General features: G+C 61.4%; 22 protein-coding genes. 13 read left to right on the forward strand and 9 right to left on the reverse strand.

Annotated features, from left to right (window positions below; all coding sequences use genetic code 11):
• Nucleotides 1-94: 94 nt before the first annotated feature.
• The 7 genes from AC1RR7_RS08690 to aspA all read right to left on the reverse strand — a co-directional run bounded on the left by AC1RR7_RS08690 (nt 95) and on the right by aspA (nt 9,827).
• Nucleotides 95-1,195 (reverse strand): polyamine ABC transporter substrate-binding protein, encoded by a 1,101-nt coding sequence (locus AC1RR7_RS08690; RefSeq protein ID WP_096817142.1) that lies wholly within the window; start codon nt 1,193-1,195, stop codon nt 95-97.
• A complete protein-coding gene (locus AC1RR7_RS08695) occupies nt 1,192-2,217 on the reverse strand; it encodes a histone deacetylase family protein (RefSeq protein WP_007954279.1) in 1,026 nt (341 codons plus the stop codon). The genes AC1RR7_RS08690 and AC1RR7_RS08695 overlap by 4 nt, the downstream gene beginning before the upstream one ends.
• A 164-nt stretch (nt 2,218-2,381) precedes the next feature.
• Nucleotides 2,382-4,271 (reverse strand): ankyrin repeat domain-containing protein, encoded by a 1,890-nt coding sequence (locus AC1RR7_RS08700; RefSeq protein WP_493157132.1) that lies wholly within the window; start codon nt 4,269-4,271, stop codon nt 2,382-2,384.
• A gap of 72 nt (nt 4,272-4,343) precedes the next feature.
• Nucleotides 4,344-5,336: an AraC family transcriptional regulator gene (locus AC1RR7_RS08705; RefSeq protein ID WP_102620657.1), complete on the reverse strand. Its 993-nt coding sequence runs from the start codon at nt 5,334-5,336 to the stop codon at nt 4,344-4,346.
• Nucleotides 5,337-5,423: 87 nt separating this feature from the next.
• The gene (locus AC1RR7_RS08710; RefSeq protein WP_493157134.1) at nt 5,424-6,428 is read right to left on the reverse strand and encodes an asparaginase; all 1,005 of its coding nucleotides are present in this window, start codon (nt 6,426-6,428) and stop codon (nt 5,424-5,426) included.
• 99 nt (nt 6,429-6,527) lie between these two features.
• A complete protein-coding gene (locus AC1RR7_RS08715; RefSeq protein WP_096817150.1) occupies nt 6,528-7,973 on the reverse strand; it encodes an alanine/glycine:cation symporter family protein in 1,446 nt (481 codons plus the stop codon).
• Between the two features lie 429 nt (nt 7,974-8,402).
• Nucleotides 8,403-9,827 carry an aspartate ammonia-lyase gene (gene aspA, locus AC1RR7_RS08720; protein WP_096817152.1) on the reverse strand — a complete coding sequence of 475 codons (1,425 nt, stop codon included), beginning with the start codon at nt 9,825-9,827 and terminating at the stop codon, nt 8,403-8,405.
• Nucleotides 9,828-10,007: 180 nt separating this feature from the next.
• Here aspA and AC1RR7_RS08725 point away from each other — a divergent pair, with 180 nt between their 5' ends.
• The 5 genes from AC1RR7_RS08725 to AC1RR7_RS08745 all read left to right on the forward strand — a co-directional run bounded on the left by AC1RR7_RS08725 (nt 10,008) and on the right by AC1RR7_RS08745 (nt 13,692).
• Nucleotides 10,008-10,916 (forward strand): LysR substrate-binding domain-containing protein, encoded by a 909-nt coding sequence (locus tag AC1RR7_RS08725; protein ID WP_096817154.1) that lies wholly within the window; start codon nt 10,008-10,010, stop codon nt 10,914-10,916.
• A gap of 212 nt (nt 10,917-11,128) precedes the next feature.
• Entirely contained in the window at nt 11,129-11,620 is a 492-nt protein-coding gene (gene purE / locus AC1RR7_RS08730) for a 5-(carboxyamino)imidazole ribonucleotide mutase (RefSeq protein ID WP_007954291.1), read from the forward strand.
• Between the two features lie 10 nt (nt 11,621-11,630).
• Complete coding sequence (locus AC1RR7_RS08735) at nt 11,631-12,713, forward strand: 5-(carboxyamino)imidazole ribonucleotide synthase (protein ID WP_493157136.1); 1,083 nt, start codon at nt 11,631-11,633, stop codon at nt 12,711-12,713.
• A 106-nt stretch (nt 12,714-12,819) separates the two neighbouring features.
• Complete coding sequence (locus AC1RR7_RS08740; protein WP_096817158.1) at nt 12,820-13,065, forward strand: GlsB/YeaQ/YmgE family stress response membrane protein; 246 nt, start codon at nt 12,820-12,822, stop codon at nt 13,063-13,065.
• A gap of 90 nt (nt 13,066-13,155) precedes the next feature.
• Nucleotides 13,156-13,692, forward strand: a complete 537-nt coding sequence (locus AC1RR7_RS08745) for a DUF3299 domain-containing protein (RefSeq protein ID WP_096817160.1) — start codon at nt 13,156-13,158, stop codon at nt 13,690-13,692.
• A 48-nt stretch (nt 13,693-13,740) separates the two neighbouring features.
• Here the strand turns inward: AC1RR7_RS08745 and AC1RR7_RS08750 are convergent, their stop codons facing one another.
• Nucleotides 13,741-14,640, reverse strand: coding sequence for a D-hexose-6-phosphate mutarotase (locus AC1RR7_RS08750; protein ID WP_493157137.1), 900 nt, complete (start codon nt 14,638-14,640; stop codon nt 13,741-13,743).
• Between the two features lie 59 nt (nt 14,641-14,699).
• On the reverse strand, nt 14,700-15,104 hold the full coding sequence (locus tag AC1RR7_RS08755) for an acyl-CoA thioesterase (RefSeq protein ID WP_003229628.1): 405 nt from the start codon (nt 15,102-15,104) through the stop codon (nt 14,700-14,702).
• A gap of 503 nt (nt 15,105-15,607) precedes the next feature.
• On the opposite strand from AC1RR7_RS08755, the gene AC1RR7_RS08760 reads away from it, so the two are divergent.
• From AC1RR7_RS08760 to AC1RR7_RS08795, 8 genes are all read left to right on the forward strand, one after another.
• Nucleotides 15,608-16,906 carry an MFS transporter gene (locus AC1RR7_RS08760; protein ID WP_493157139.1) on the forward strand — a complete coding sequence of 433 codons (1,299 nt, stop codon included), beginning with the start codon at nt 15,608-15,610 and terminating at the stop codon, nt 16,904-16,906.
• 168 nt (nt 16,907-17,074) lie between these two features.
• A complete protein-coding gene (locus tag AC1RR7_RS08765) occupies nt 17,075-18,076 on the forward strand; it encodes a phosphate ABC transporter substrate-binding protein PstS (RefSeq protein WP_065258236.1) in 1,002 nt (333 codons plus the stop codon).
• Between the two features lie 424 nt (nt 18,077-18,500).
• Nucleotides 18,501-20,534: an ABC transporter permease subunit gene (locus AC1RR7_RS08770; protein ID WP_173861303.1), complete on the forward strand. Its 2,034-nt coding sequence runs from the start codon at nt 18,501-18,503 to the stop codon at nt 20,532-20,534.
• Nucleotides 20,535-20,549: 15 nt separating this feature from the next.
• The gene (gene pstA / locus AC1RR7_RS08775; protein ID WP_463554525.1) at nt 20,550-22,220 is read left to right on the forward strand and encodes a phosphate ABC transporter permease PstA; all 1,671 of its coding nucleotides are present in this window, start codon (nt 20,550-20,552) and stop codon (nt 22,218-22,220) included.
• Between the two features lie 82 nt (nt 22,221-22,302).
• A complete protein-coding gene (gene pstB, locus AC1RR7_RS08780; protein ID WP_065258233.1) occupies nt 22,303-23,136 on the forward strand; it encodes a phosphate ABC transporter ATP-binding protein PstB in 834 nt (277 codons plus the stop codon).
• A 74-nt stretch (nt 23,137-23,210) separates the two neighbouring features.
• Nucleotides 23,211-23,972 carry a phosphate signaling complex protein PhoU gene (phoU, locus tag AC1RR7_RS08785; protein WP_007954334.1) on the forward strand — a complete coding sequence of 254 codons (762 nt, stop codon included), beginning with the start codon at nt 23,211-23,213 and terminating at the stop codon, nt 23,970-23,972.
• Nucleotides 23,973-24,162: 190 nt separating this feature from the next.
• The gene (locus AC1RR7_RS08790) at nt 24,163-25,119 is read left to right on the forward strand and encodes a response regulator (RefSeq protein ID WP_096817171.1); all 957 of its coding nucleotides are present in this window, start codon (nt 24,163-24,165) and stop codon (nt 25,117-25,119) included.
• 185 nt (nt 25,120-25,304) lie between these two features.
• The gene (locus AC1RR7_RS08795) at nt 25,305-26,201 is read left to right on the forward strand and encodes a peptidoglycan DD-metalloendopeptidase family protein (RefSeq protein ID WP_096817172.1); all 897 of its coding nucleotides are present in this window, start codon (nt 25,305-25,307) and stop codon (nt 26,199-26,201) included.
• Nucleotides 26,202-26,204 lie beyond the last annotated feature (3 nt).

A 26,204-nucleotide genomic window follows, 5' to 3' on the forward strand; every position in this document is an offset into this window, starting at 1 on the left:
CGGACACTAAAATCCCGGCCGCGGCACGCTGCGGTACATAGATCTCGCAGACAAAAAAAGACCCGCGGGTGCGGGTCTGGTGAGTTGTTACGCGTCAGGTGCCGGACTTGATCTTGGTCCACGCCCGGGTGCGTGCCCGTTCCGCATCACGCGGCAACGGTTGCAGGGTGTAGAGCGTATTCATCGCCGCATCCGTCGGGTACAGGTTGGGGTTGTTGCGGATTGCCGGATCGACATGTTCGGTGGCGTCCTTGTTCGGGTTCGGGTAACCGACAAAGTCGCTGACCGGCGCGATCACCTGCGGTTGCAGCAGGTAGTTGATGAAGGTGTAGGCGTCCTGCGGGTTTTTCGCGCCTTTCGGGATGGCGAGCATGTCGAACCAGATCGGCGCCCCTTCCTTCGGCAGGCGCATGTCGACCACCACGCCGTTCTTCGCCTCTTTGGCGCGGTTGGCGGCTTGCGAGAAGCTGCCCGAATAACCGACCGCGACGCAGATGTCACCGTTGGCGATATCGGCCATGTACTTGGACGAATGGAAGTAGGTCACGTACGGACGAATCTTCATCAGCAAGGCTTCGGCCTTGGCATAGTCCGCCGGGTTCTTGCTGTTGGGGTCGAGGCCGAGGTGTTGCAGGGCCAGCGGCAGGATCTCCGATGGCGAGTCGAGCAGGGCGACGCCGCACTGCTTGAGCTTGCTGATGTTCTCTTCCTTGAAGATCAGGTCCCAGCTGTCCACCGGCGCGTTGTCACCCAGTGCAGCCTTGACCTTGGCCGGGTTGAAGCCGATCAGGATGGTGCCGTACATGTAAGGCACGGCGAACTTGTTGCCCGGGTCGTTGGCCTCGATCAGCTTCATCAGTTTCGGATCGAGGTGGTTCCAGTTCGGCAACTGGCTGCGATCCAGCGGCTGGAACACCCCGGCCTCGATCTGCTTGGCCAGGAACACGTTGGACGGCACCACCACGTCATAGCCGGAGTTGCCGGTCAGCAACTTGGCCTCCAGTGCTTCGTTGGTGTCGAAGATGTCGTAGACCAGTTTGGTCTGACTGTTCTGCGCCTTGAAATCTTCCAGTGCCTTGGGGGTGATGTAGTCGAACCAGTTGTAGACGCGCAGGGTGCGTTCTTCGGCGTGTGCGGCGCCGCTCAGCAGTGCCGCACAAAGCGCGGGCGCGATGAAGTGCTTGAGTCTGTTCATTGTTCGAAACCTTCGAGCACGTTCACCGCGTTGATGCCGATTTCTTCCACCGCGTAGCCACCCTCCATGACGAACAGGGTCGGTTTGCCGAGAGCGGCGATGCGCTTGCCCATGGCCAGGTAATCCGGGCTGTCGAGCTTGAACTGCGAGATCGGATCGTCCTTGAAGGTGTCGACGCCCAGCGACACGACGATGATGTCGGCGCCGTAGTTGTCGATCTCCTGGCAGGCCTGATCCAGCGCCGCACTCCAGACATCCCAGCCGGAACCCGCCGGCAGCGGATAGTTGAAGTTGAAGCCTTCGCCGGCCCCTTCGCCGCGCTCATCTTCATAACCGAGGAAGAACGGGAATTCCGCTTCCGGGTGGCCGTGGATCGAGGTGAAAAGCACATCGCTGCGCTCGTAGAAAATCGATTGGGTGCCGTTGCCGTGGTGGTAGTCGACGTCGAGGATCGCGACTTTCTTGTGGCCCTGATCGAGGAATGCCTGCGCAGCGATGGCGGCGTTGTTGAGGTAGCAGTAGCCGCCCATCAAATCGCCGGCGGCGTGGTGTCCCGGCGGACGGCACAGGGCGAAGGCTCCGCGCGCACCGCGCTGGATTTCCGCTTGTGCGGTCAGCGCCACTTGCGCTGCGCTGTACGCGGCTTGCCAGGTGCCGGCGGTGATCGGCGCGCCGCCGTCGAAGCTGTAATAACCGAGCTGGCCGTGCAGGCTGGTCGGCTTGACCTGACGCAAGGTGCGCGCCGGCCAGGTGTAGGGCAGCAAGTCGCCGTCGGTGTTGAATTCGGTCCAGCGCGCCCAGGCGCCTTTGAAGAAGTCGAGGTAGTCGCGGCTGTGGATGCGCTCGATCGGCCCGAGGCCGAAATCCTTCGGCGCCTCGACCGGGCCGAGGTTTTGGTTTTTCACCCGTTGCAGCACGTGGTCGGCGCGCGACGGCATCTCGAAGCAAGGCTTGAGTTGCCCGTCGATCAATTCGCAGCGGCCATGGTGCAGGTGGTGATCGTCAGAGTAGATCGTCAGCATTTGTTGTTCTCCGCAGGGCTGATTCGGTTGACCCCAGTGTTGCGGCGCGGGGCGAATCGGAGAACGTCAGGAGCGGCCAAAAGGGGATCGATATGGCCAAAAGAACTGACCGAAATTCGCCCCTTGGATGGATAAGGCGCCCCAGGAAGAGGCGCCGTTCGGATTCAGAGGCGAGTAGCGGTTTTGCCAATGGCGGCTTGATGGCGATCAAGTACCTCAAGCCAATCCGGACGCTGTCGTTGTTCCAGCATCTTGCGCAATGCGCTGTAGGCATCGTCCGTACAGGGCTCACCCAGCGTTGGGTCGGCCCCTTTTTCCAGCATCAGCGTGAACAGCTCAAGGACCTGCTGGTGGTCGATCTCTCGATCCATGTCGCCTCTGGGGGCCTGGCTGGCGAGGAGGTACAGAACCGAATCCAGGCGGTCTCGTTCATGGCAACGTCCGGCAGGGTAGACAAGATTCAGTTGCGCACCGGCTTCAACCAGACGTTTTGCTGCCGAATAGTTGTTGCGGTAGATCGCTTCGTACAACGCGGTTCTCTGTTCTTTGCTTTGTCGGCGATCGAGGTTCTGAGGATGCTTGAGCAGCCAGTTGAACAGCTCGTCATCTTTACCCGATGTACGTTGCATCAGCAGGGTCTCACCCCGTGCATCGGGCTCGTCGATGGCGGCGCCGGCATTGAGCAGAAACTCGGTTCGCTGGCCCTGTTGCGGATCCTTGTCGGCTTTGAGGTCTTTGTTGAATGCTTGCATCACCAGCGGTTCGCTGCCGTTGATGCCGCTGGTTTCAGCCCCACGGTCGAGCAGCAGGCGGGCGATGGCGAAGTTCGGCGCATCCAGTGCGTGCAACAAGGCACTTCGGCCGTCCTCGCCCAGGGTTTTGGCCTGGAGGCCACTGTCGAGCAACTGCCGTACACGCGGCTCGTCCTGCTGGTCCACGGCCTCGATCAATGGCCATTGTGCCTGGCAGGCCTGAGGTTCGGCCCGGGCTAGTCCCAGCCTCTGAACCACGCGCTCCGGAACGCTCAGATTTCGCTGCAGGCGCAGACCGCAGTAAATCCGGTAGTACTCCTGCGCCAATGCGTATTGGGTCGTGTAGGCGGGTGCTTTTTCATAGCCTTTCCAGGCCTGATCCGCGAGGTTGAGATAGACCGGAATGCGTTGTGGTGCGCGACGTGCTACTTCCAGCAGCCATTGCCGGGAAGCTTCGTCTGGCGCCAGTTCACTTTTCCAGTAAGCAATGTCGTTGAGCTGGCCGGGGAAGTCTTTCTGATCGGCACCGATTCGGCGAAAGTCCTGGTTCAAAAACAGCTCATCGACCTTCTTCAGTCCAGGGCCTTTGTCGCTGGCCTTGCTCAGTTGCTGGTGCAGCTCCCACAGTTGCAGGGCGCCGTCGCCAGCCTGGTAGGGCTGTGGATCGACTTCGATACTCAGAGGGGCGTCGGGTACGCTGTAACGCATGGCGTCCCGGGCACCTTCGATGCCTTTGAGCCAGGTGTCGAGCACGGTTGCAGAAGTTTCCTGCAGCGGTTGGAACGACAGCAGGTGATCGTTGCGCACCCGTCCCAACGCCATCAATGGTTCACCGGGCGTGCGCCAGTCGATCAGCAGGTAGCGCTTGGTTTCCCAGCCACTGGTTTTGACACAGTCGAAACTCAGGGTATCGACCACGATACCCGGCGCGATGTCGGTGCGCATGGCCGACGAGCTCAGATTCATGTACTGAAACTCGGTGATGCAACTGTGAAACTCTTCGGCGGTGAGCAATGGGATCGGTCCCAGTTTGTGCACACGTTCGCGGTAGTTCTCATCGCTGTAAACGTTCAGGTAGAACAGACCGCGAAAGCTGCTGAGCAAGCCTGTCAGAGGTTTCGCAACTCCGGGCGTTTCAGCCGCGGCGGGGATCGGAATGATGGTTTTGCCATATTCGGGTGCGTCAACCACCGAGTGCGGCGGGAGCCCCCACCAGTTCAGTTCGATGGCCTGCGCGGCCAATGGCAGGTTGAACAGTGCAGCGAGCAAGGCAAGGCGTGAATAGCGACGGAAAAGAAGCATCAAGCAAAAACACCGGCAATGGGGGCGGGCCGCGTAATGTAGTGCAGTCAGTTGTGCGATGCCTGATTTATCTCAAGCGCGGAACTGACTCGGCGCCACACCGCTCCAGCGCACGAACGCATGGCGGAAGCTCGCGGTCTCGCTGAAACCCAGGGTCTCGGCGATGCGGTAGATCGGTAGTTGATCTTCGCAAAGCATCTGCTTGGCCCGTTCGAAACGCAGTTCGTCGAGCAGTTCCTGATAGCTGCAACCCATGTCTTTCAGATGCCGGCGCAAGGTGCGCGGCGAGCAGTTCATCTGTTGCGCCAGACCTTCCAGCCCCGGTGCGGCGTTGAGTTGTGCGGTCAGCAACTGGCGGATCCGCCCGAGCCACGCCTGCCTGCCGGTGAACTCGGTGTTCTGTTTGCGGCAACGTTCGGCCATGGCCTGGTGGGTGATGATGTCGGCCAGCGGCAGCGGCTGATCGAGCCAGCGCCGGTCGAAGGCAAAGGCGTTGTCCTTGGCACCAAAGTGCAGGGGCGCGTTGAAGTGTTCGGCGTAGCTGTCGCGGTAATCCGGCGCGGCGTGTTCGAAACGGGTGGCGAGTAGTGGCAGTGGATGGCCGAGCAGGTCATCGCAGATGACTTTCAGCGACACCAGACAGAACTCCGCGTTGAACACCGCCATCCCCGGGCTTTCGCGGTAATCGGCAGCGACGAACCAGATGCGTTCGCCGTCGTCCTCCAGGCTCAGCTCGAAAAGTGTTCCCAGCAGCGCCGGATAACGGATCGCCAGGCGCAAAGCGTCACCGAAGGTGGCACAGGTCAGCAGCGCGTAACCGAGGATGCCGTAGCAGGAAACGTGCATGCGCCGGCCCAGTTCCAGGCCGATGTCGTGCTTGAGCGCGACTGCGTTGGCGCAGACCTGCATCTCCTGATTGGTGGTGATGCGGGTGTCGGCCCGGCTCAGGTCCGCCGCGCTGATGCCGCTGCCGGCGAGCAGCGCTTCACTGGACAAGCCTTCGGTCTTGAACGTGTTGAGGATCAACGAGACCGCATTGAGTGTGGTGAGGTGGGAGTGGAGCATAAGATCTTCCAGCCTTGGGATGCTGGAAACGGCAGCAAGTTGCATGCCGGGCTGTGGGAGCAGAGGGGCTCCCACAGCTTGTTGCGATCAGATGAGTTCGCCGCACAGGTCGAGTTCGACCAGACGCCGCACTTCGGCCGTTTCAAGGCCTGCACCCAGCAAAGCATTCAACTTGCCGAACGCCGCCTCACGGGTCATGCCGCCACCGGACAACACGCCAACGCCACGCAAGCGGCTGCCCGCTTCGTAGATATCCAGTTCCACACCACCTTCATGGCACTGCGTGACCGCAACCACGACGACACCTTTATCCCGCGCACGGCCGAGGCTGGCGAGGAACTCTGGATTGTCGCTCGGCCCGGTGCCGCTGCCGTAGCACTCCAGCACCAGACCCTGAATGCCGCTGTCGAGCAGGCCGTCGATGATCTCGGCGCCGATGCCCGGGAACAGCGGCAACACCGCAACCCTGGCCAGTTGCTTGGGCTGGTTGTAGTTCAGCGCGGCTGGCAGCGAGGTGGCTTTCACGCCGCTGCCCTGACGTTCCAGGCGTTTGAACGGATGACGGCCAAAGCTGCGCACTTTCGCGCAACGGGTCGGGGCCAGCAGTTCGCCGTGGAAATACAGATGCACACCCGGCGCCAGGCCGTGGCCGAGGGCGACCAGCGCGCCGCTGAGGTTTTCCCAGGCGTCGCTGTCGGTGACGCCGGCCGGCAGCATCGAACCGGTGAAGCACACGCGGGCATGCAGGCCGAGCAACTGGAAGCTCATGGCGGCGGCGCTGTAGGCCAGGGTGTCGGTGCCGTGCAGGATCAGCACGCTGTCGCAGCCTTGCACATCAACGGCGTCGACGACGGCTTCACGCAGTTGCTGCCAGTAGGTCGGGGTCATGTTGGCGCTGTCGATCAGCGGCGACATCTCGCGAAAGCGCCACTGCGGCACCACCAGCTCAGGCTGACTGTGCAGGTAATCGCGCATCCGCGCTTCGAAACCGGAAGCCGGGGCCAGGCCGTTCGCGCTGGCCTGCATGCCGATGGTGCCACCGGTGTACAGCACCATGACGTGCTGGGCGGCAGGGTAGGTCGAGGAATTCATGGGGAGTTCTCCTGAACGAAGACAGCATGCGGTCGAGCATGACGCTGACCGCCGCTTGTGTCACGCCGGGCGCAAGACCTGCGCCCGGTTTTTACCCGATCAGCGTTGCGCTGCGGGGATGCCTTGCGGCTGAGTGTTGGCCTGGGTGTCGGACGACGGATTGGTCGGCCAGGCCTTCAGGTCCAGGTCCAGATCGGTAAATTTGCTGGAGTCGAACACTGGCTGGCTGACGCCGGCGCGGCGCTGCTCGTCGTAGTCACGCATCACGCGCATGCCGACCTTGAACAGCATGGCCAGGGCTATCAGGTTGACGAAGGCCAGGCAGGTCATGGTGATGTCGGCGAAGGCGAACACGGTCGACAGATCCTGCATCGAACCCCAGACCACCAGTGCCAGCACCAGGCCGCGGAAAGTCATCAGCGCAGCGCGGTTTCGGGTGAGGAACTGCAGGCTGTTCTCGCCCAGGTAGTAGTTGTAGAGGATGCAAGTGAAGACGAACAGCGACAGCGCGACGCTGACGAACATGCGGCCCCAGTCACCGACCACGGCGGCCAGCGAGTTCTGGGTCAGGACGATGCCGTCACCTTCGAAGCCCGGGGTGTAGAAGCCCGACAGCAGGATCAGCAGCGCGGTGCAGGTGCAGATCACGAAGGTGTCGAGGAACACGCTGAACGCCTGAACCACGCCCTGGGCGCCCGGGTGCTTCACGGCGGCCACGGCGGCGACGTTCGGCGCACTGCCCAGGCCCGCTTCGTTGGCGAACACGCCACGTTTCACGCCCATGACAATCGCGCTGCCGAGCAGGCCGCCGAAGGCCGGGTCGAGACCGAAGGCGCTCTTGAAGATGGTTTCCAGCATGGCTGGCACGTGTTCGATCTGGGTGCCGATCACGTACAGGGTCACGCCGATATAGGCCAGGGTCTTGATCGGTACCAGCAGGTCGGACACCGAAGCGATGCGCTTGATGCCGCCGATGAAGGTGATGGCCAGCAGCACTGCCAGGACGATACCGGTGTGTTGCGGGTCGAACGCAAAGGCGTTTTGCAGCGAGTGGGTCACGGTGTAGGACTGCAGGCCAATGAAGGCGAAGCCGTAGGTGACCAGCAACAGGATCGAGAACACCACCGCCATGCCTTTGAGCTTCAGGCCGTGCTGGATGTAGTAGGCCGGGCCACCACGGTACAGACCGTCGCCATCGGCGCGCTTGTAGACCTGGGCCAGGGTGCATTCGAAGAAGCTGCTGGACATTCCGACCAGTGCGGTCACCCACATCCAGAACACCGCACCCGGACCACCGAGGGTCACGGCGATGCCGACACCGGCGATGTTGCCTGCACCGACGCGGCCGGCGAGGCTGAGCATCAGGGCCTGGAACGAGCTGAGTTGCCCGGCGCTGCCTTTGAGGCTGTCGCGGAACACCGCGAACATGTGGAAGAAGTGACGCAATTGAACGAAACGCGAGCGAATCGTGAAGTAGCTACCGAGCCCGACAATGAGCACGATCAGTACTTTCCCTGAGAGGAAGTCGTTGATGACTTCGAGCATGGATTTTTCCTCGCTGTTTTTTGTGTAAGCAAATACTGGATGGTCGGAAACATCGCGTTACACCGGTGTGCGTTCGGCACGACAGGCGAGGCGAGGGTTTCGTCCCGGTTCCATTTCGCGGGTTTGTTATTAGTTCGGGTTTCGCATGGGTTATGGCCTCGTTACCGACGACCGCTCACGCGAAGAGGGGCGGCACTATACCGATCAGTGCGGCGCCCGTCTGCACGGTTGTGGTGCAAGCGACGAAACGAGGCTTTGAAACACCCGACGTTACCGGCGTCGGGCTTTTGCGGGATGGCTCCCACAGAAGACGTTTGTCCTTTCAAATAGTTAAAAAAAAGGGCTTGGAGAATGATCTCCAAGCCCTCAAAAGGTGAGAGGTGTCTAGTCCCTCGACCTGGTGAGCGGTGCTACAAGTAACGCGTCGGATCAGCCCTTCAGAGGCACCAGACGCGGAGCAATCATGTTTTCCGGGCGCAGGATGTCGGCGAGCATGGCTTCGTCGAGCAGACCTTCTTCGCGCACCAGTTCCAGCACGCCGCGGCCGCTTTCAAGGGCGATACGGGCGATGCGGGTGGCGTTTTTGTAGCCGATGTACGGGTTCAGTGCGGTGACCAGACCGATCGAGTGTTCGACCAGTTCACGGCAGCGCGCTTCGTTGGCGGTGATGCCGACGATGCAGTGCTCGCGCAGCATGTCCATGGCGCGTTGCAGCAGACGGATCGAGTCGAGGATCTTGAAGGCGATCAGCGGCTCCATCACGTTCAGTTGCAGTTGGCCGCCTTCGGCTGCCATGGTCAGCGCCAGATCGTTACCGATGACCTGGAATGCCACCTGGTTCACGGCTTCCGGAATAACCGGGTTGACCTTGCCTGGCATGATCGAGCTGCCTGGCTGACGCGCCGGCAGGTTGATTTCGTTGATGCCGGTACGTGGGCCGCTGGACAGCAGGCGCAGGTCGTTGCAGATCTTCGACAGCTTGACCGCGGTGCGCTTGAGCATGCCGGAGAACAGCACGAAGGCGCCCATGTCGGAGGTGGCTTCGATCAGGTCGGCGGCTGGAACCAGCGGTTGACCGCTGATCAGTGCCAGACGCTGTACGGCCAGGGCCTGATAGCGCGGGTCGGCGTTGATGCCGGTGCCGATCGCAGTGCCGCCCAGGTTCACTTCAGTCAGCAGTTCCGGGGCCAGCGTCTTCAGACGGGCCAGGTCTTCGCCCATGGTGGTGGCGAAAGCGCGGAACTCTTGACCCAGGGTCATCGGCACGGCGTCTTGCAGCTGGGTACGACCCATCTTCAGGACGTGGTTGAATTCTTGACCCTTGGCCGCGAATGCCTGAATCAGGCTGTCGAGGCTGGCCAGCAGCGCGTCGTGACCCAGCAGCAGACCCAGGCGGATCGCGGTCGGGTAGGCGTCGTTGGTCGACTGCGCCATGTTGACGTCGTCGTTCGGGTGCAGGTACTGGTACTCGCCTTTCTGGTGACCCATCGCTTCCAGCGCGATGTTGGCGATCACTTCGTTGGCGTTCATGTTGGTGGAGGTACCGGCGCCACCTTGAATCATGTCGACCACGAACTCTTCGTGGAAATCACCGCGGATCAGACGTGCACAGGCTTCGCTGATGGCAGCGTGCTTGGCTTCACTCAGGTGACCCAGCTCACGGTTGGCGTCAGCAGCGGCCTGTTTGACCATTGCCAAGCCGACAACCAGCTTCGGGTAGTGCGAAATCGGAACGCCCGAGAGACGGAAGTTGTTCACCGCTCGCAGGGTCTGGATACCGTAATACGCTTGAGCAGGGACTTCGAGGGCGCCAAGCAGGTCGTTTTCTGTGCGGAATGATGCAGCGGAGGACATGATAGAAATCATCTCGATATGGACCCGGTCTGTGCCGGAACGCTGCGAATGCTAGGCTTGTGGGAAATTTTGGGCCAATGCTGTTAAACACTGCCCTATGCACATTCGGCATAATGCCCGTGTGACGCCGCGTGCGCGGCAGACGTGTGACCTGTTTTGGTGCGTGTCCGGGAGGACGTGATGAATCTGGAAAGCAAATGGCTCGAGGACTTCAGTGCTCTGGCCGCCACCCGCAGCTTCTCGCAGGCGGCCGAACGGCGCTTCGTGACCCAGCCGGCCTTCAGTCGGCGGATCCGCAGCCTGGAAGCGGCGCTCGGGCTGACGCTGGTCAACCGTTCGCGCACGCCGGTCGAACTGACGGCGGCGGGGCAACTGTTTCTGGTGACCGCGCGCACGGTGGTCGAACAGCTCGGCGAAGTGCTGCGCCACCTCCATCATCTGGAAGGCGGGCAGGGCGAAGTGATTCAAGTGGCGGCGGCGCACTCGCTGGCGCTCGGTTTCTTCCCGCGCTGGATCGCGCAACTGCGCAACGAAGGCCTGAACATCGCCACGCGGCTGGTGGCGACCAACGTTGGCGACGCGGTGCACGCGCTGCGTGAAGGTGGCTGCGATCTGATGCTGGCGTTCTACGACCCGGACGCAGCGATGCAGATGGACCCGGAAATTTTCCCGTCGCTGCACCTGGGGCAGACCGAAATGCTTCCGGTGTGCGCGGCGGATGCCAATGGCAAACCGCTGTTCGATCTTGAAGGCGAGGCCAGTGTGCCGCTGCTGGCCTACAGCGCCGGGGCGTTTCTCGGGCGCTCGGTGAACGGCTTGTTGCGCCAGCGTGCGCTGCGCTTCACCACTATTTATGAAACCGCCATGGCCGACAGCCTGAAAAGCATGGCCCTCGAAGGCCTCGGCATTGCCTGGGTGCCGCAACTGAGCGTACGCAACGAACTCGCCCGTGGCGAACTGGTGGTCTGCGGGGGCCCGCAATGGCACGTGCCGCTGGAAATTCGCCTGTACCGCTGCGCGCTGGTGCGCAAGGCCAATGTACGGTTGTTGTGGCGCAAGCTTGAAGGCGGTGCGGCACAATCTTCCTGAATGCGCTGGCGCTGACCTTTGAGTCAATAAAACCGGGGCTTTGGCTCATTTGACAGATGGTCGCATCGGGGGCTGTTTATTGCTTTCTTTGCGGTATACTGCGCGGCCTTCGGCCGGTTCGTCCGGCCATTTTTCCTACAACAAGCCACGCATCCTGCGTGGCTTGTTGTTTTTGACGCGCCTGCGGGCGCCCAGAGAGAAGAGGCGCGACGATGAGTGCACTGGTTGGCGTGATCATGGGCTCCAAGTCCGATTGGTCCACCCTTAGCCACACCGCCGATATGCTGGAAAAGCTCGGCATCCCGTACGAGGTCAAGGTGGTTTCTGCCCACCGCACCCCGGATCTGCTGTTCCAGTACGCCGAAGAGGCTGAAGGCCGCGGCATCGAGGTGATCATCGCCGGTGCCGGTGGCGCAGCCCATCTGCCAGGCATGTGTGCGGCCAAGACCCACCTGCCGGTGCTGGGCGTACCGGTGCAGTCGGCGATGCTCTCGGGCGTCGATTCGCTGCTGTCGATCGTGCAGATGCCGGCCGGCATCCCGGTTGCCACCCTGGCCATCGGCAAGGCGGGCGCGATCAACGCAGCCTTGCTGTCTGCGAGCATCCTGGGCGCCAAGCATCCACAATTCCACGCGGTACTGAAGACCTTCCGTGCCGAGCAGACAGACAGCGTCCTGGACAATCCAGACCCACGTATTGCCTGAGGTTGTTGAGATGAAGATCGGTGTAATCGGTGGCGGCCAGTTGGGTCGCATGTTGGCCCTGGCGGGCACCCCGCTGGGCATGAACTTCGCTTTCCTCGACCCTGCGCCGGACGCTTGCGCCGCTGCACTGGGCGAACACCTGCGGGCCGATTACGGCGATCAGGATCACCTGCGTCAGCTGGCCGATGAAGTCGATCTGGTGACCTTCGAGTTCGAAAGCGTCCCGGCTGAAACCGTGGCGTTCCTTTCGCAATTCGTGCCGGTCTACCCGAGCGCCGAAGCCCTGCGCATCGCTCGCGACCGCTGGTTCGAGAAGAGCATGTTCAAGGACCTGGGGATCCCGACCCCGGCGTTCGCCGACATCCAGTCGCAAGCCGATCTGGACGCCGCCGTCGCTTCGATCGGCCTGCCTGCCGTGCTGAAAACCCGCACCCTGGGTTACGACGGCAAGGGCCAGAAAGTCCTGCGCAAGCCTGAAGACGTGGTCGGCACATTCGCCGAGCTGGGCAGCGTGGCCTGCCTGCTGGAAGGCTTCGTGCCGTTCACCGGCGAAGTGTCGCTGATCGCCGTGCGCGCCCGTGATGGCGAGACGAAGTTCTATCCATTGGTGCACAACACCCACGACAGCGGCATTCTCAAGCTGTCGATCGCCAGTACCGATCACCCGTTGCAGGCCTTGGCCGAAGACTACTCCAGCCGTGTCCTCAAGCAGCTGGACTACGTTGGCGTGATGGCGTTCGAGTTCTTTGAAGTTGACGGTGGCCTCAAGGCCAACGAAATCGCCCCGCGCGTGCACAACTCCGGGCACTGGACCACCGAAGGCGCCGAGTGCTGCCAGTTCGAAAACCACCTGCGGGCCGTAGCCGGTCTGCCGCTGGGTTCGACCGCGAAGGTCGGCGAGAGCGCGATGCTCAACTTCATCGGTGTCGTTCCGCCGGTTGAAAAAGTCATCGCCATCGACGATTGCCACCTGCATCACTACGGCAAGGCTTTCAAGGCCGGGCGCAAGGTCGGTCACGCCAACCTGCGCTGCAAGGACAAGGCGACGCTCGAGCAGCAGATCCTCAAGGTCGAAGCGCTGATCGCCGAGTAACAACAGTTTCATGTGGCAGCGGCGGAACCATTAGGGGCCGCCGTTCTCTGATGGCAGGATGCCAAAGTCTGGCTAGGCTATAGCCAATCAATCAGAGGGAAATGCCATGGGAATTATCGGAACCATTTTTATCGGCCTGATCGTTGGCCTGCTGGCACGGTTCCTGAAACCGGGCGATGACAGCATGGGCTGGATCATGACCATCCTGCTGGGCATCGGCGGTTCGCTGGCAGCCACTTACGGCGGTCAGGCCCTGGGCATTTATCACGCGGGCCAGGGCGCAGGCTTTATCGGTGCGCTGGTGGGCGCGATCATCCTGCTGGTGATCTACGGTCTGATCAAAAAGAACTGATCCAAAGCGACAAAGCCCTCTCTGCCAAACCGGTGGAGAGGGCTAGAATGCTCGGCGATTGACTGTTTCCTCCTCCCTACGAGCATCTTCATGCGCCGTCTTCTGTTGACTCTCCTTTTGCTGGGCAGCGGTCTGGCCCACGCCGGCGATCTGCCGGAAACCGACTGGCTGGAACTGATGCCCAAGTCGGATCAGAAAGCCCTCGAGGCCATGCCTGAAATCGACCACAACTCCCCGGAAGCCACCGGCACCTTCACCGAGAAGGGCGGGATGAAGCAGGCCAAAGGTTTGCCGGCGGTGATGTATTCGACCAAGACCGTGGCGTCGATGAACGACAAACACATCCGCATCGGCGGTTATCCGGTGCCGCTGGAGTCCGACGCCAAGGGCCGCAGCACGTTGTTTTTCCTGGTGCCGTACCCGGGCGCGTGCATCCACGTGCCGCCACCGCCGCCGAACCAACTGGTGCTGGTGCGTTATCCAAAGGGTTTGAAGCTGGACGACATCTATACACCGCTGTGGGTGACCGGCACGCTGAAGATCGAAAAGGTCAGCAATGACCTGGCCGATGCGGCGTATGCGCTGGAAGCGGACAAGGTGCGGGTGGTGCAGGAAAAGGATCTGTAATTCCGAGCGGCAAAAAAAATCGCAGCCCTTGGGCTGCGATTTTTGTTTTCAGAGTGGCTGGCTGCCGACGCTGACACCCATGGTGTGGCTGGCCTCCGGTGCCAGGGTCACCACGTCGTCCATCACGTTCGCCGTCTCGATGCACAGCATGCGCTGCCAGCCATCGTTGTCCATGTCGCTGAACGCGGCGGCGCGGTCGATCCACGGGTTCCAGATCACCGCCGTGCGTGAACCGGTAGCGGTCAGCACGATGCGTCGTTCCCAGGCTGGATCGACGATGCTCAGTTGCGGCGGAGCATCGAGGTAGATGCGGTCGGTTTCCCCGGCAAAACGCAGGTCGCCTTGCTGGTTGTGCGTCTTCCAGTCATCCAGGGTCTCGATGTAATCCAGGCCGTCCACGCCTTCGACGCGCACGTTGCGCACATCGCTGACGGCGAAGTAACTGTGCAGCACCTGGCTGATGCTGACGGTGTCGACGCCACGGTTGTGGCTGGTCAGGCTGATGTGCAGTTGATCGTCGAGGCGCAGGGTCAGGGTCAGATCGACCTGATGCGGCCAACCCGGGAAACCACCTTCCGGGTAGGGCAGCTTGAACTCCACTTTCAGGCTTTCGCCCTCGGTTTCGATACCGCCCAGTTCCCAATCCATCGCCCGGACAAACCCGTGGGCGGCGGCCGGTTCCTCGCTGACACGCATCGTCTGCACGCTCTGCGGGTTGCGGGCAAAGACGCCGAACCACGGCCAGCACACCGGCACGCCGGCGCGGATGCTCTTGCCGGTCTTGAACACGGCCTTGTCGTTCAGCCAGATCAACGGCGGCTGGCCGTCCACCTGATAACTGAGGATGTGCGCGCCTTGCTGGGCGACCAGCACTTCGGCCTGACCGTGGCGGATGCGCCAGCAGTTCAGTTCATCCAGTTTCACGGCTTCAACGTTGGGCGTGTTCATGGGACAACTCTCGAATCAGCAACTTGGGACGACTATCGACCTTCAAACGGCCGCGAGGTTTAACGTGCGCGTGGCGGAACCGAACGGGTGCGACCGCTGCCATCGATGGCAACGAACACGAACACCGCTTCGGTCACTTTACGCCACTCGCTGGACAGCGGGTCGTCGCTCCACACCTCGACCATCATCTGGATCGAGCTGCGGCCGATTTCCAGGGTCTGGGTATAAAAGGACAATTGCGCGCCGACAGCCACCGGCACCAGAAACGCCATGCGATCGATGGCAACGGTCGCGACACGGCCACCGGCGACGCGGCTGGCCATTGCAGTGCCGGCCAGGTCCATCTGCGCCACCAGCCAGCCGCCGAAAATATCGCCAAAGCCGTTGGTTTCGCGAGGAAGCGCGGTGATTTGCAGGGCCAGGTCGCCTTGCGGGATCGGATCTTCTTGTTCGAGCTCTATCATGCCGGGGGTGCCTCTGACCCGTGACTCTTCGTTGGGTATTGCTGGTGGTAGCCGTCTTCAGGAAAAACGATTCAGCACCGAACATACTACGTTCGTCACGTTTTCCATAAGGCAACTAAAGGGGAAACTCTGCGAAACCGACTGCCGACACTGTGAGAACTACTGCGCTCAGCAATCCAGCGTCAAAAACAGGCTCGGACTGCTCATTTACAACCCGTAAACTCCGCGTCCTCGCCTGTTTTTTCCTTGTCTTGCTTTCGCTCGCTACGTTCTCACAGCGTCGGATGACAGCAACGTTTTCGCACAGCAACCCCCTACAAGCGGGAGCAAGATTGCGAGTATATCGGTCGGTAGACTCCGCGACGACCGTCCGGTTCTCATTTCGACCGTCAAAAACGCGCCTCTATGTGCTTTTTCGAACAATTTGCTATGGTGCCGAACCTGCCCGAGCCACAGCCAGCGTTGTTGTGGCGGCAGATCCGACTATAAGAGAAGACCTTGCCATGACCACAGCGCCTTCGAGCCTCGCGCAGCCCGACCAACCCGCACGACCGTTGACCCGCAATGACTACAAGACTCTGTCGCTATCGGCCCTGGGGGGCGCGCTGGAGTTTTACGATTTCATCATTTTCGTGTTCTTTGCCACCGTGGTCGGCAAGTTGTTCTTTCCGGCCGACATGCCCGAGTGGCTGCGCCTGATGCAGACCTTCGGCATCTTCGCCGCCGGTTACCTCGCACGGCCGTTGGGCGGGATCGTCATGGCGCACTTCGGCGACCTGCTGGGGCGCAAGAAGATGTTCACCCTGAGCATTTTCATGATGGCGGTGCCGACCCTGATCATGGGCCTGCTACCGACTTATGCACAGATCGGCATGTGGGCGCCGATCCTGCTGCTGTTGATGCGCGTCATCCAGGGCGCGGCGATTGGCGGCGAAGTGCCGGGGGCGTGGGTCTTCGTTTCCGAACACGTACCCGGGAAGCACATTGGTTACGCCTGCGGGACCCTGACCAGCGGCCTGACCGCCGGCATCTTGCTGGGCTCACTGGTCGCCACGGCGATCAACAGCATCTATACGCCAGTGGAAGTCTCGGATTACGCCTGGCGGATCCCGTTCTTGCTCGGTGGCGTGTTCGGTCTGTTCTCGGTCTACCTGCGCCGCTGGCTGCACGAGACCCCGGTATTCGCCGAGCTGCAACAGCGCAAGGCCCTGGCCGAAGAAGTGCCGCTGCGCGCGGTGCTGCGTGACCATCGCGGTGCGATCGCCATTTCGATGCTGCTGACCTGGCTGCTGTCCGCCGGCATCGTCGTGGTGATTCTGATGACCCCGACCGTGCTGCAGACGGTCTATCACTTCTCGCCGACCACCGCGCTGCAATCCAACAGCCTGGCGATCGTGTTCCTGAGCCTGGGCTGCATCATTTCCGGTGCATTGGCCGATCGCTTTGGTGCCGGTCGCGTGTTCGTGTTCGGTTGCCTGGGTTTGCTGATCAGCTCCTGGACCTTCTATCACAGCCTCGCCGATCACCTGAACTGGCTGTTCCCGCTGTATGCGCTGACCGGTTTTCTGGTCGGCACCATCGGCGCGGTGCCGTACGTGATGGTCAAGGCGTTCCCGCCGGTGGTGCGCTTCAGCGGTCTGTCCTTCTCTTATAACGTCGCTTACGCGATCTTCGGCGGCCTGACCCCGATGGTGGTCAGTCTGCTGCTGAAGGAAAGCGCGATGGGGCCTGCCTATTACGTGGCGGTACTGTGCGGGATGGGGATCCTGGTCGGCGCCTGGTTGTGGAGCAAGGGCCGCTGAATCACGCCGCTGAATCAGCCTCACACGTTCGGTTACAACTGAAAGGCCAGCCTTCCGACAGGGGATGCTGGCCTTTCATCCAATTGTCATATTTCAGCCATAGAGTGTTCACACGGCCTGCTGATACTTGGCCCCGACTTAACACCCCCTATCTGCTAGGAGTAAGGCATGAAACTGAAGCGTTTGATGGCGGCAATGACTTTTGTCGCTGCTGGCGTTGCGACCGCCAACGCGTTCGCCGCTGTTGACCCGTCGATCCCGAGCTACACCAAGACCACTGGTGTGTCGGGCAACCTGTCCAGCGTCGGCTCCGATACCCTGGCCAACCTCATGACCTTGTGGGCCGAGAACTACAAAAAAGAATACCCGAACGTAAACATCCAGATTCAGGCCGCTGGCTCCGCCACCGCGCCACCTGCGCTGACCGAAGGCACCTCCAACCTGGGCCCGATGAGCCGCAAGATGAAGGACACCGAACTGGCGGCCTTCGAACAGAAGTACGGCTACAAGCCAACCGCTATCCCGGTTGCCGTGGACGCCCTGGCTGTATTCGTGCACAAGGACAACCCGATCCAGCACCTGACCATGGAACAGGTTGACGCGATCTTCTCGTCCACTCGTCTGTGCGGCGCCAAAGCCGACGTTAAAACCTGGGGCGACCTGGGCGTGACCGGTGACCTGGCCAACAAGCCGGTTCAACTGTTCGGTCGTAACTCGGTATCCGGCACCTACGGCTACTTCAAGGAAGAAGCCCTGTGCAAAGGCGACTACAAGCCTAACGTCAACGAACAACCAGGCTCGGCTTCGGTCGTGCAGTCGATCAGCTCCTCGCTGAACGGCATCGGTTACTCGGGCATCGGCTACAAGACCGCCAGCGTGAAAACCGTTGCTCTGTCGAAGAAAGGCAGCACCGATTTCATCGAAGACACCGAAGAAAACGCCCTGAACGGCAAGTACCCGCTGTCCCGTTTCCTGTACGTGTACGTCAACAAAGCCCCGAACAAGCCTCTGGCCCCGCTGGAAGCCGAGTTCGTGAAACTGGTTCTGTCGAAACAGGGCCAGGAAGTGGTAGTGAAAGACGGCTACATCCCACTGCCGGCCAAGGTTGCTGCAAAAGCACTGGCTGACCTGGGCCTGCAGGAAGGCGGCGCTGAAGTCGCAAAAAAGTAACAAACTGAGTCAGGGGTGAACCCCGCCTGACTCACGTGTGGGGCCCGGCCCGCAAGCGGCCCGGCTCCCACACTCCCCGAATTCTTTTATCCACTGCCAGTGCCCTGCTGGCGGCGGATTTGGTGCGTCACTGCATTGTCATCTTTCTGTCATACAGGATCGCTAGGGTGTGCGCATGAATGATCTGGCCAATTCCAAAATGACTACGAACCCTCCCAAGCGCATTGACTTCAATACGCCTGAGTTGCAACGCAAGCGCCGCATTCGCGCGCTCAAGGATCGCTTCACCCGCTGGTACGTCCTCGTCGGCGGTCTGGCGGTGCTGGCAGCCATCACCCTGATCTTCTTCTTCCTCGCTTACGTCGTCGCGCCTCTGTTCAAGGGCGCTGACCTGACCGCGAAAGATGCAATCACCCCGGCCTGGATGCAGGACGCCGGCAAGCCGCTGATGATTTCGCTCGAAGAGCAGAATCAGGTGGCCATGCGCGTTTCCGACAAGGGCCAGGCGCTGTTCTTCGACATCGACAGTGGCGCTGAATTGAAGCGCGTCGATCTGCCTTTGCCGGCAGGCGCCAGTGTGACCTCCATCGGCGAAGACCAGCCGGGTCATCCGCTGGTGGCCGTGGGCCTGTCCAACGGTCAGGCGCTGGTGTTCCGTCACACCTATAAAGTCAGCTACCCGGATGGCAAGAAAACCATCACCCCGGCGGTCGAGTTCCCGTACGGCGAGACGCCGATTGCGCTGAACGAGAGCGGCGGTGCACTGGAGCACGTCAGCCTCAACGCCACCGACTCGACCCTGATGCTGGTCGGCTCCACCGGTTCGCAACTCAATGTGCTGTCGCTGACCAGCGAAGAAAACATGATGACCGGCGAAGTCACCAACGAGCAGAAGCGTATCGATCTGCCGCAGATGACCGAGCCGGTGAAAAACATCTTCGTCGACCCGCGTCAGCAATGGCTCTACGTGATCAACGGCCGTGCCCAGGCCGACGTGTTCAGCCTGCGCGACAAGAGCCTCAACGGTCGCTACAAACTGCTGGAAAACGCCGACGCGCAAGTTACCGCTTCCACCCAACTGGTGGGCGGTATCTCGCTGATCGTCGGCGACTCCACCGGTGGCCTGGCCCAGTGGTTCATGGCCCGCGACACCGATGGCGAACTGCGCCTGAAGCAGATCCGTACCTTCCAGATGGGCAAGACGCCGATCGTTGAAATCACCGCTGAAGAACGTCGCAAGGGCTTCCTGGCCCTGGATGCCAGCGGCAAGCTCGGCGTGTTCCACAGCACCGCGCACCGCACCTTGCTGGTCGATCAGGTGGTCGAAGGCGAGGGCCTGTTCGGTCTGTCGCCGCGTGCCAACCGTGTGATCGTCGAGGCCGGCGGCAAGCTGCAACCGCTGCTGCTCGACAACCCGCACCCGGAAGTCTCGTGGAGCGCGCTGTGGAGCAAGGTCTGGTACGAGAACTACGACGAGCCTAAATACGTCTGGCAATCGACCGCTGCCAACACCGATTTCGAACCGAAACTGAGCCTGTCGCCACTGACCTTCGGCACCCTGAAAGCCGCGTTCTACGCGATGCTGCTGGCTGCACCGCTGGCCGTTGCTGCTGCGATCTACACCGCGTACTTCATGGCCCCGGGCATGCGCCGCAAGGTCAAACCGGTGATCGAGCTGATGGAAGCGATGCCGACGGTGATCCTCGGCTTCTTCGCCGGCCTGTTCCTCGCGCCGTATGTGGAAGGGCATCTGCCGGGCATTTTCAGCCTGCTGATGCTGCTGCCGATCGGCATCCTGGTCGCCGGTTTCACTTTCAGCCGCCTGCCTGAGTCGATCCGCCTGAAGGTCCCGGATGGCTGGGAAAGTGCGCTGCTGATCCCGGTAATCCTGTTCGTGGGCTGGCTGTCGCTGTACATGAGCCCGTTCATGGAGAACTGGTTCTTCGGCGGTGACATGCGCATGTGGATCTCCCACGACCTGGGCATCACCTACGACCAGCGCAACGCACTGGTGGTTGGTCTGGCCATGGGTTTTGCGGTGATCCCGAACATCTACTCGATCGCCGAAGACGCCGTGTTCAGCGTGCCGCGCGGCCTGACCCTGGGCTCGCTGGCCCTCGGTGCCACGCCGTGGCAGACCATGACTCGCGTGGTGATCCTGACCGCCAGCCCGGGCATTTTCTCGGCGCTGATGATCGGTATGGGCCGTGCGGTCGGTGAAACCATGATCGTGCTGATGGCCACTGGCAACACCCCGGTCATGGAAATGAACCTGTTCGAAGGCCTGCGCACCCTGGCCGCCAACGTCGCGGTGGAAATGCCGGAGTCGGAAGTCGGCGGCAGCCACTACCGCGTGCTGTTCCTCTCGGCGCTGGTGCTGCTGTTGTTCACCTTCGTCATGAACACCCTCGCGGAACTGATTCGTCAGCGTCTGCGCAAGAAATACTCGTCGCTTTAAGAAAGGTAGAAGTCTGTGAAACAGAACTCCCTGAATGGATGGTTCAAGAGCGGCGCCCCGGGCGTCTGGATCAGCGGTGGCGCGGTGTCCATCGCGGTCATCATGACCATTGGCCTGCTGGCGGTGATTGCCGTGCGCGGTCTGGGTCACTTCTGGCCGGCGGATCTGGTGCATGCCAGCTACGACGTCCCGGGCCAGGGCAATCACCTGGTCATCGGCGAAGTGGTGCAGAAGGAAGAAGTGCCGCGTGCACGTCTGAAGAGCGCCGGTCTGCCGGTGCCGGACGCCGGCCCGGAATTCATGACTCGCGAGCTGATCAAGGTCGGCAACCGTGACTTGAACGGCAACGACTTCACCTGGATCGTCGGCGAGTGGCTGACCAACCAGACTACGCCGCCAGAGCTGATGGCGATCGAGCGTCGCGAGTGGGGCAACTTCTACGGCTACCTGGTCAACGTCAAACAGGACGGCAAGGTCATCGCCGAAGGCGAAGCGGCCTGGCCTGAACTGCAAGCGCGGATCAACCGTGTGAACGGCCTGGCCGCGCAGCTGAAGTCGCTGGAAAAAACCGACATCGGCGCGATCAACGCCGGTCTCGAGCGCATTCGTCTGCACGGTCGCAAACTGGAGCTGGAAGGCAAACTCGACGCCACCGCGCAAGCGGACATGGATGCCGAGCGCGCCGAGCTGAACGCCCGCTATCAAGACGTTGAAGCCCGTCTGGCCGACCTGCACGCGCAGTTCAACCGTGACGCTTTGACCGCTCGTGATGCCAACGGCAAGGAAATCGAAATCGGTCTGGGCAAGGTGGTTCACGCCTACCAGCCGAACGCCATGAGCACCTTCACCAAGGTCGGTTTCTACTTCAGCAAGATCTGGGAATTCCTGTCCGACGATCCGCGTGAAGCGAACACCGAAGGCGGTATCTTCCCGGCCATCTTCGGCACCGTGATGATGACCCTGATCATGGCGATGATCGTGACCCCGTTCGGCGTGCTGGCGGCGGTGTACCTGCGTGAGTACGCCAAGCAGAACGCCCTGACCCGGATCATCCGGATCGCGGTGAACAACCTCGCGGGTGTTCCGGCGATCGTTTACGGCGTGTTCGGCCTGGGCTTCTTCGTCTACGTGCTGGGTGGTTCGGTCGACCGCTTGTTCTTCCCGGAAGCGCTGCCGGCACCGACCTTCGGTACGCCGGGTCTGCTGTGGGCTTCGTTGACCCTGGCGCTGCTGGCGGTGCCGGTGGTGATCGTGGCCACCGAAGAAGGTCTGGCGCGGATTCCTCGCACCGTGCGTGAGGGCTCGCTGGCCCTCGGCGCGACCAAGGCTGAAACCCTGTGGAAGATCGTGATCCCGATGGCCAGCCCGGCCATGATGACCGGCATGATCCTCGCCGTGGCTCGCGCCGCTGGTGAAGTGGCGCCGCTGATGCTGGTGGGTGTGGTGAAACTGGCGCCGTCGCTGCCGGTGGATGGCAACTACCCGTACCTGCACCTGGACCAGAAGATCATGCACTTGGGCTTCCATATTTATGACGTCGGCTTCCAGAGCCCGAACGTCGAAGCCGCGCGACCGCTGGTGTACGCCACCGCGTTGCTGCTGGTGCTGGTGATTGCCGTGCTCAACCTGTCGGCGGTGTGGATTCGTAACCACCTGCGCGAGAAGTACAAGGCGCTGGACAGCTGATCGCCGTTACAAGAATTGAAGGGCTGCCGGCCTGATTCCCGGCAGCCAACCGAACCGAATTTGTTAGCACAGGGAGCCTCCCATGCAGCACGAAACACATACCCACGGCATCAACATGTCTGCCCTGGGCCGCGACAAGCAGAGCCTGAACCTCGAACAGGAAACCGTGGCCATCGAAGTGCCGGGCCTGAGCCTGTTCTACGGCGAGAAACAAGCGCTGTACGACGTCAGCATGAACATTCCGAAACAGCGCGTGACCGCCTTCATCGGCCCGTCCGGCTGCGGCAAGTCCACGCTGCTGCGTACCTTCAACCGCATGAACGACCTGGTGGATGGCTGCCGTGTCGAAGGCGCGATCAACCTCTACGGCAACAACATCTACCGCAAGGGCGAGGACGTGGCCGAGCTGCGTCGCCGGGTCGGCATGGTGTTCCAGAAGCCTAACCCGTTCCCGAAGACCATCTACGAGAACGTGGTCTACGGCCTGCGCATCCAGGGCATCAACAAGAAACGCATCCTCGACGAAGCTGTCGAGTGGGCGTTGAAAGGCGCGGCCCTGTGGGACGAAGTGAAAGACCGTCTGCATGACTCGGCACTCGGCCTGTCCGGTGGTCAGCAGCAACGTCTGGTGATCGCCCGTACCATCGCCGTGGAGCCGGAAGTGCTGCTGCTCGACGAACCGTGCTCGGCCCTCGACCCGATCTCGACCCTGAAAGTCGAAGAGCTGATCTACGAGCTCAAATCCAAGTTCACCATCGTCATCGTGACCCACAACATGCAGCAGGCGGCGCGGGTGTCCGACTACACGGCGTTCATGTACATGGGCAAACTGGTGGAATTCGGCGACACCGATACCCTGTTCACCAATCCGGCCAAGAAGCAGACCGAAGACTACATCACCGGTCGTTACGGCTAGCAGACACTGGTTGTTGCTCACTGAATTGACGCTGCGGCCCGCCGCACCTTACCGGACGCTCCAAGGACGCCAACATGATTAGTAAAGAAGGCCTTACCCACCACATTTCCGCGCAGTTCAACGCCGAACTGGAAGAAGTGCGCAGCCACCTCCTGGCCATGGGCGGGCTGGTCGAGAAGCAGGTCAACGACGCGGTCACCGCGCTGATCGAGGCCGACTCGGGTCTGGCCCAGCAAGTGCGCGAGATCGACGACCAGATCAACCAGATGGAACGCAACATCGACGAAGAATGCCTGCGCATTCTGGCCCGTCGTCAGCCAGCGGCGTCCGACCTGCGTCTGATCATCAGCATCTCCAAATCGGTGATCGACCTGGAACGCATCGGCGACGAAGCGACCAAGATCGCCCGTCGTGCGATCCAGCTGTGCGAAGAAGGTGAAGCGCCGCGCGGTTACGTCGAAGTGCGTCACATCGGCGACCAGGTGCGCAACATGGTCCGCGATGCGCTGGACGCATTTGCCCGCTTCGACGCCGATCTGGCGTTGTCGGTGGCGCAGTACGACAAGATCATCGACCGCGAATACAAGACTGCCCTGCGTGAGCTGGCGACCTACATGATGGAAGACCCACGCTCTATTTCGCGGGTCTTGAGCATTATCTGGGTGCTGCGTTCGCTGGAGCGGATCGGCGATCACGCACGCAACATCTCCGAGTTGGTGATTTACCTGGTGCGCGGCACCGACGTGCGCCACATGGGCCTCAAGCGCATGAAGGAAGAAGTTGAAGGAACAAGTGGTGAAACCGCTAATGTTCCGGGCGATGCTGACGATAAGTAAGATTGCCTGAGAAAAGCGCCCGGCCCTTTGGCCGGGCGTTTTTGTTTCTGCTTTTCAGAAGGCAGAACCGAGTTAAAAAGCGAATTAAAAAGCAGCACCCGCGAACGAAAAGTCCCGGCGTGACTGAAGAGTTTTGGCAATGTGCCATCAGCCAGCGTTATGCTTGCCGGGATTTTAATAGGGGTGTTGGATGAGCAAGATCAGTGTGTTGGTCGTGGACGATGCATCGTTCATTCGTGACCTGGTGAAAAAGTGCCTGCGTAATTACTTCCCGGGGATCCGCACCGAGGACGCCGTCAACGGTAAAAAGGCTCAGGCCATGCTGGCCAAGGAAGCGTTCGACCTGGTTCTGTGCGACTGGGAAATGCCGGAAATGTCCGGCCTCGAACTGCTGACCTGGTGCCGTGAGCAGGACAATCTCAAGACCATGCCGTTCGTCATGGTCACCAGCCGTGGCGACAAGGAAAACGTGGTGCAGGCGATTCAGGCCGGCGTTTCCGGCTACGTCAGCAAGCCGTTCACCAACGAGCAACTGCTGACCAAGGTCAAGCAGGCCTTGAACAAGGTCGGCAAGCTCGACACTCTGATGAACAGCGCCCCGACCAAGATGAACTCGGCGTTCGGCAACGACTCCCTGAGCGCGTTGACGGGCGGCAAGGCCGCGGTCATCGGTTCCGCACCGGCGGCAGCACCTGTGAATCCATTCGCCAAGCCTGCTGCCGCGGCCCCGGCACCTGCCGCCGCGCCACAGCGTGGCCTGCTCAACAGCCCGCCCGTGAAAGCACCGGCAGCCTCCGCCGCTCCGGCCAGCGGTCGTGGTCAGGGCCAGCTGCGCCTGCCAAGCGGCACCCAGCAATGCGTGATCAAGGCCCTGAGCATCAAGGAAGCGCTGCTGGTGGTGAAACGCACCGACACCCTGCCGCAGATCCTCGACAGCGCCGTGCTCGATCTGGAGCAGGGCGACAACGCCGAAATCGCCCGCCTCAACGGCTACCTGCACGCCATCGTGGCGCATGAGCAGAAAGCCGACAGCGACTGGCTGCAACTGACCTTCCGTTTCGTCGACCAGGACGCGCAGAAGCTCGACTACATCTCCCGCCTGATCGCACGCGGCACGGCGCAGAAGCACTTCGTTCCGGGCGCGTAAGCGTCGCGGCCAAAAAGGTCGCAGCCTGGGGCAGCCCCGCAAAGGATCGAATTCCGATGCGGGTGCTGCCCTGGGCTGCGACCTTTTGTTTTGTGCTGTGCCAAATTTGAAACATCTGTCGACTAGCCTGGTCTGCTTCAGCTGCTAGGCTCATTCCCAGGCCTCACTCGACAGAACTTTTGCCCATGCCCCTGCGCCTGCTGTTTTTCTGTGGTCTGCTCATGGCCTCCACCTCGACTGTGGCCATGACGATCTACAAATCCACCGATGCCAACGGAGTGGTTTCGTACAGCGACCGTCCGAGCAAAGGCTCCCAGGTGTTCGTGTTTCAGGACCGGATGGTCGAGCGCCTCGAACGCCAGGTCTATCTCGACATCAAGAAGCAGAAGGGCACGGACGTGGTGTTCGTGCGCAACGACCTGTATGCGCCGGTCGAGGTTGCACTGGCGTTTACCGGGATGAGCAACGTGCGTGGCGCACCGGCTGAAACGATCCGCCGGGTGCTGCCGGCGCGCAGCAACACGCGGCTGGCGTTGCTGACGGCGGTGTCCGGTGGCAAGCCGCTGGTGTACACCCCGATGTTCCAGTATTCCCTGGGTGACCCCGCTGGCGCGGCTCAGAGCTATCGCTATCCGTTTCCGTGGCGGGGCGGGCCATTCCGGCTGAGTCAGGGTGCCAATGGCGACTACAGCCATTACGGGCCGAAGAACAAATACGCGATGGACATCGCCATGCCGGTCGGTACGCCGATTATCGCGGCGCGGGCCGGGGTGGTGGTGAAGACCGAGAACTCCCAGAGCGGGCGCGGCACCGATCCTTCCGGCAATTTCGTGCGGGTGCTGCACGACGACGGCACGATGGGCGTGTATCTGCATCTCAAGCAAGGGTCGGTGGGTGTGCGGGAAGGGCAGCGAGTGGCGGTGGGCAGTCCGCTGGCGCTGTCCGGCAATACCGGCAACAGCAGCGGCCCGCACCTGCACTTCGTGGTGCAGCGCAATACAGGTGGGGGGTTGGTGTCGATTCCGTATCAGTTCAACCAGCCGCTGGGGGCGTTGCCCAACTTTGCGTTGGGCAAGCGGTAATCC

It is taken from the genome of Pseudomonas sp. GW821-FHT11G12 (assembly GCF_058808055.1).

Coding starts and splice junctions, on each gene's coding strand:
- AC1RR7_RS08710 (WP_493157134.1), bottom strand. CDS start 6,428: ATGAATTCCTCGACCTACCCTGCCGCCCAGCACGTCATGGTGCTGTAC.
- AC1RR7_RS08755 (WP_003229628.1), bottom strand. CDS start 15,104: ATGATAGAGCTCGAACAAGAAGATCCGATCCCGCAAGGCGACCTGGCC.
- AC1RR7_RS08765 (WP_065258236.1), top strand. CDS start 17,075: ATGAAACTGAAGCGTTTGATGGCGGCAATGACTTTTGTCGCTGCTGGC.
- AC1RR7_RS08695 (WP_007954279.1), bottom strand. CDS start 2,217: ATGCTGACGATCTACTCTGACGATCACCACCTGCACCATGGCCGCTGC.
- AC1RR7_RS08705 (WP_102620657.1), bottom strand. CDS start 5,336: ATGCTCCACTCCCACCTCACCACACTCAATGCGGTCTCGTTGATCCTC.
- AC1RR7_RS08760 (WP_493157139.1), top strand. CDS start 15,608: ATGACCACAGCGCCTTCGAGCCTCGCGCAGCCCGACCAACCCGCACGA.
- AC1RR7_RS08735 (WP_493157136.1), top strand. CDS start 11,631: ATGAAGATCGGTGTAATCGGTGGCGGCCAGTTGGGTCGCATGTTGGCC.
- AC1RR7_RS08745 (WP_096817160.1), top strand. CDS start 13,156: ATGCGCCGTCTTCTGTTGACTCTCCTTTTGCTGGGCAGCGGTCTGGCC.
- AC1RR7_RS08750 (WP_493157137.1), bottom strand. CDS start 14,640: ATGAACACGCCCAACGTTGAAGCCGTGAAACTGGATGAACTGAACTGC.
- pstB (WP_065258233.1), top strand. CDS start 22,303: ATGCAGCACGAAACACATACCCACGGCATCAACATGTCTGCCCTGGGC.
- AC1RR7_RS08795 (WP_096817172.1), top strand. CDS start 25,305: ATGCCCCTGCGCCTGCTGTTTTTCTGTGGTCTGCTCATGGCCTCCACC.
- AC1RR7_RS08740 (WP_096817158.1), top strand. CDS start 12,820: ATGGGAATTATCGGAACCATTTTTATCGGCCTGATCGTTGGCCTGCTG.
- purE (WP_007954291.1), top strand. CDS start 11,129: ATGAGTGCACTGGTTGGCGTGATCATGGGCTCCAAGTCCGATTGGTCC.
- AC1RR7_RS08700 (WP_493157132.1), bottom strand. CDS start 4,271: ATGCTTCTTTTCCGTCGCTATTCACGCCTTGCCTTGCTCGCTGCACTG.
- AC1RR7_RS08790 (WP_096817171.1), top strand. CDS start 24,163: ATGAGCAAGATCAGTGTGTTGGTCGTGGACGATGCATCGTTCATTCGT.
- AC1RR7_RS08725 (WP_096817154.1), top strand. CDS start 10,008: ATGAATCTGGAAAGCAAATGGCTCGAGGACTTCAGTGCTCTGGCCGCC.
- aspA (WP_096817152.1), bottom strand. CDS start 9,827: ATGTCCTCCGCTGCATCATTCCGCACAGAAAACGACCTGCTTGGCGCC.
- phoU (WP_007954334.1), top strand. CDS start 23,211: ATGATTAGTAAAGAAGGCCTTACCCACCACATTTCCGCGCAGTTCAAC.
- AC1RR7_RS08690 (WP_096817142.1), bottom strand. CDS start 1,195: ATGAACAGACTCAAGCACTTCATCGCGCCCGCGCTTTGTGCGGCACTG.
- AC1RR7_RS08715 (WP_096817150.1), bottom strand. CDS start 7,973: ATGCTCGAAGTCATCAACGACTTCCTCTCAGGGAAAGTACTGATCGTG.
- AC1RR7_RS08770 (WP_173861303.1), top strand. CDS start 18,501: ATGCAGGACGCCGGCAAGCCGCTGATGATTTCGCTCGAAGAGCAGAAT.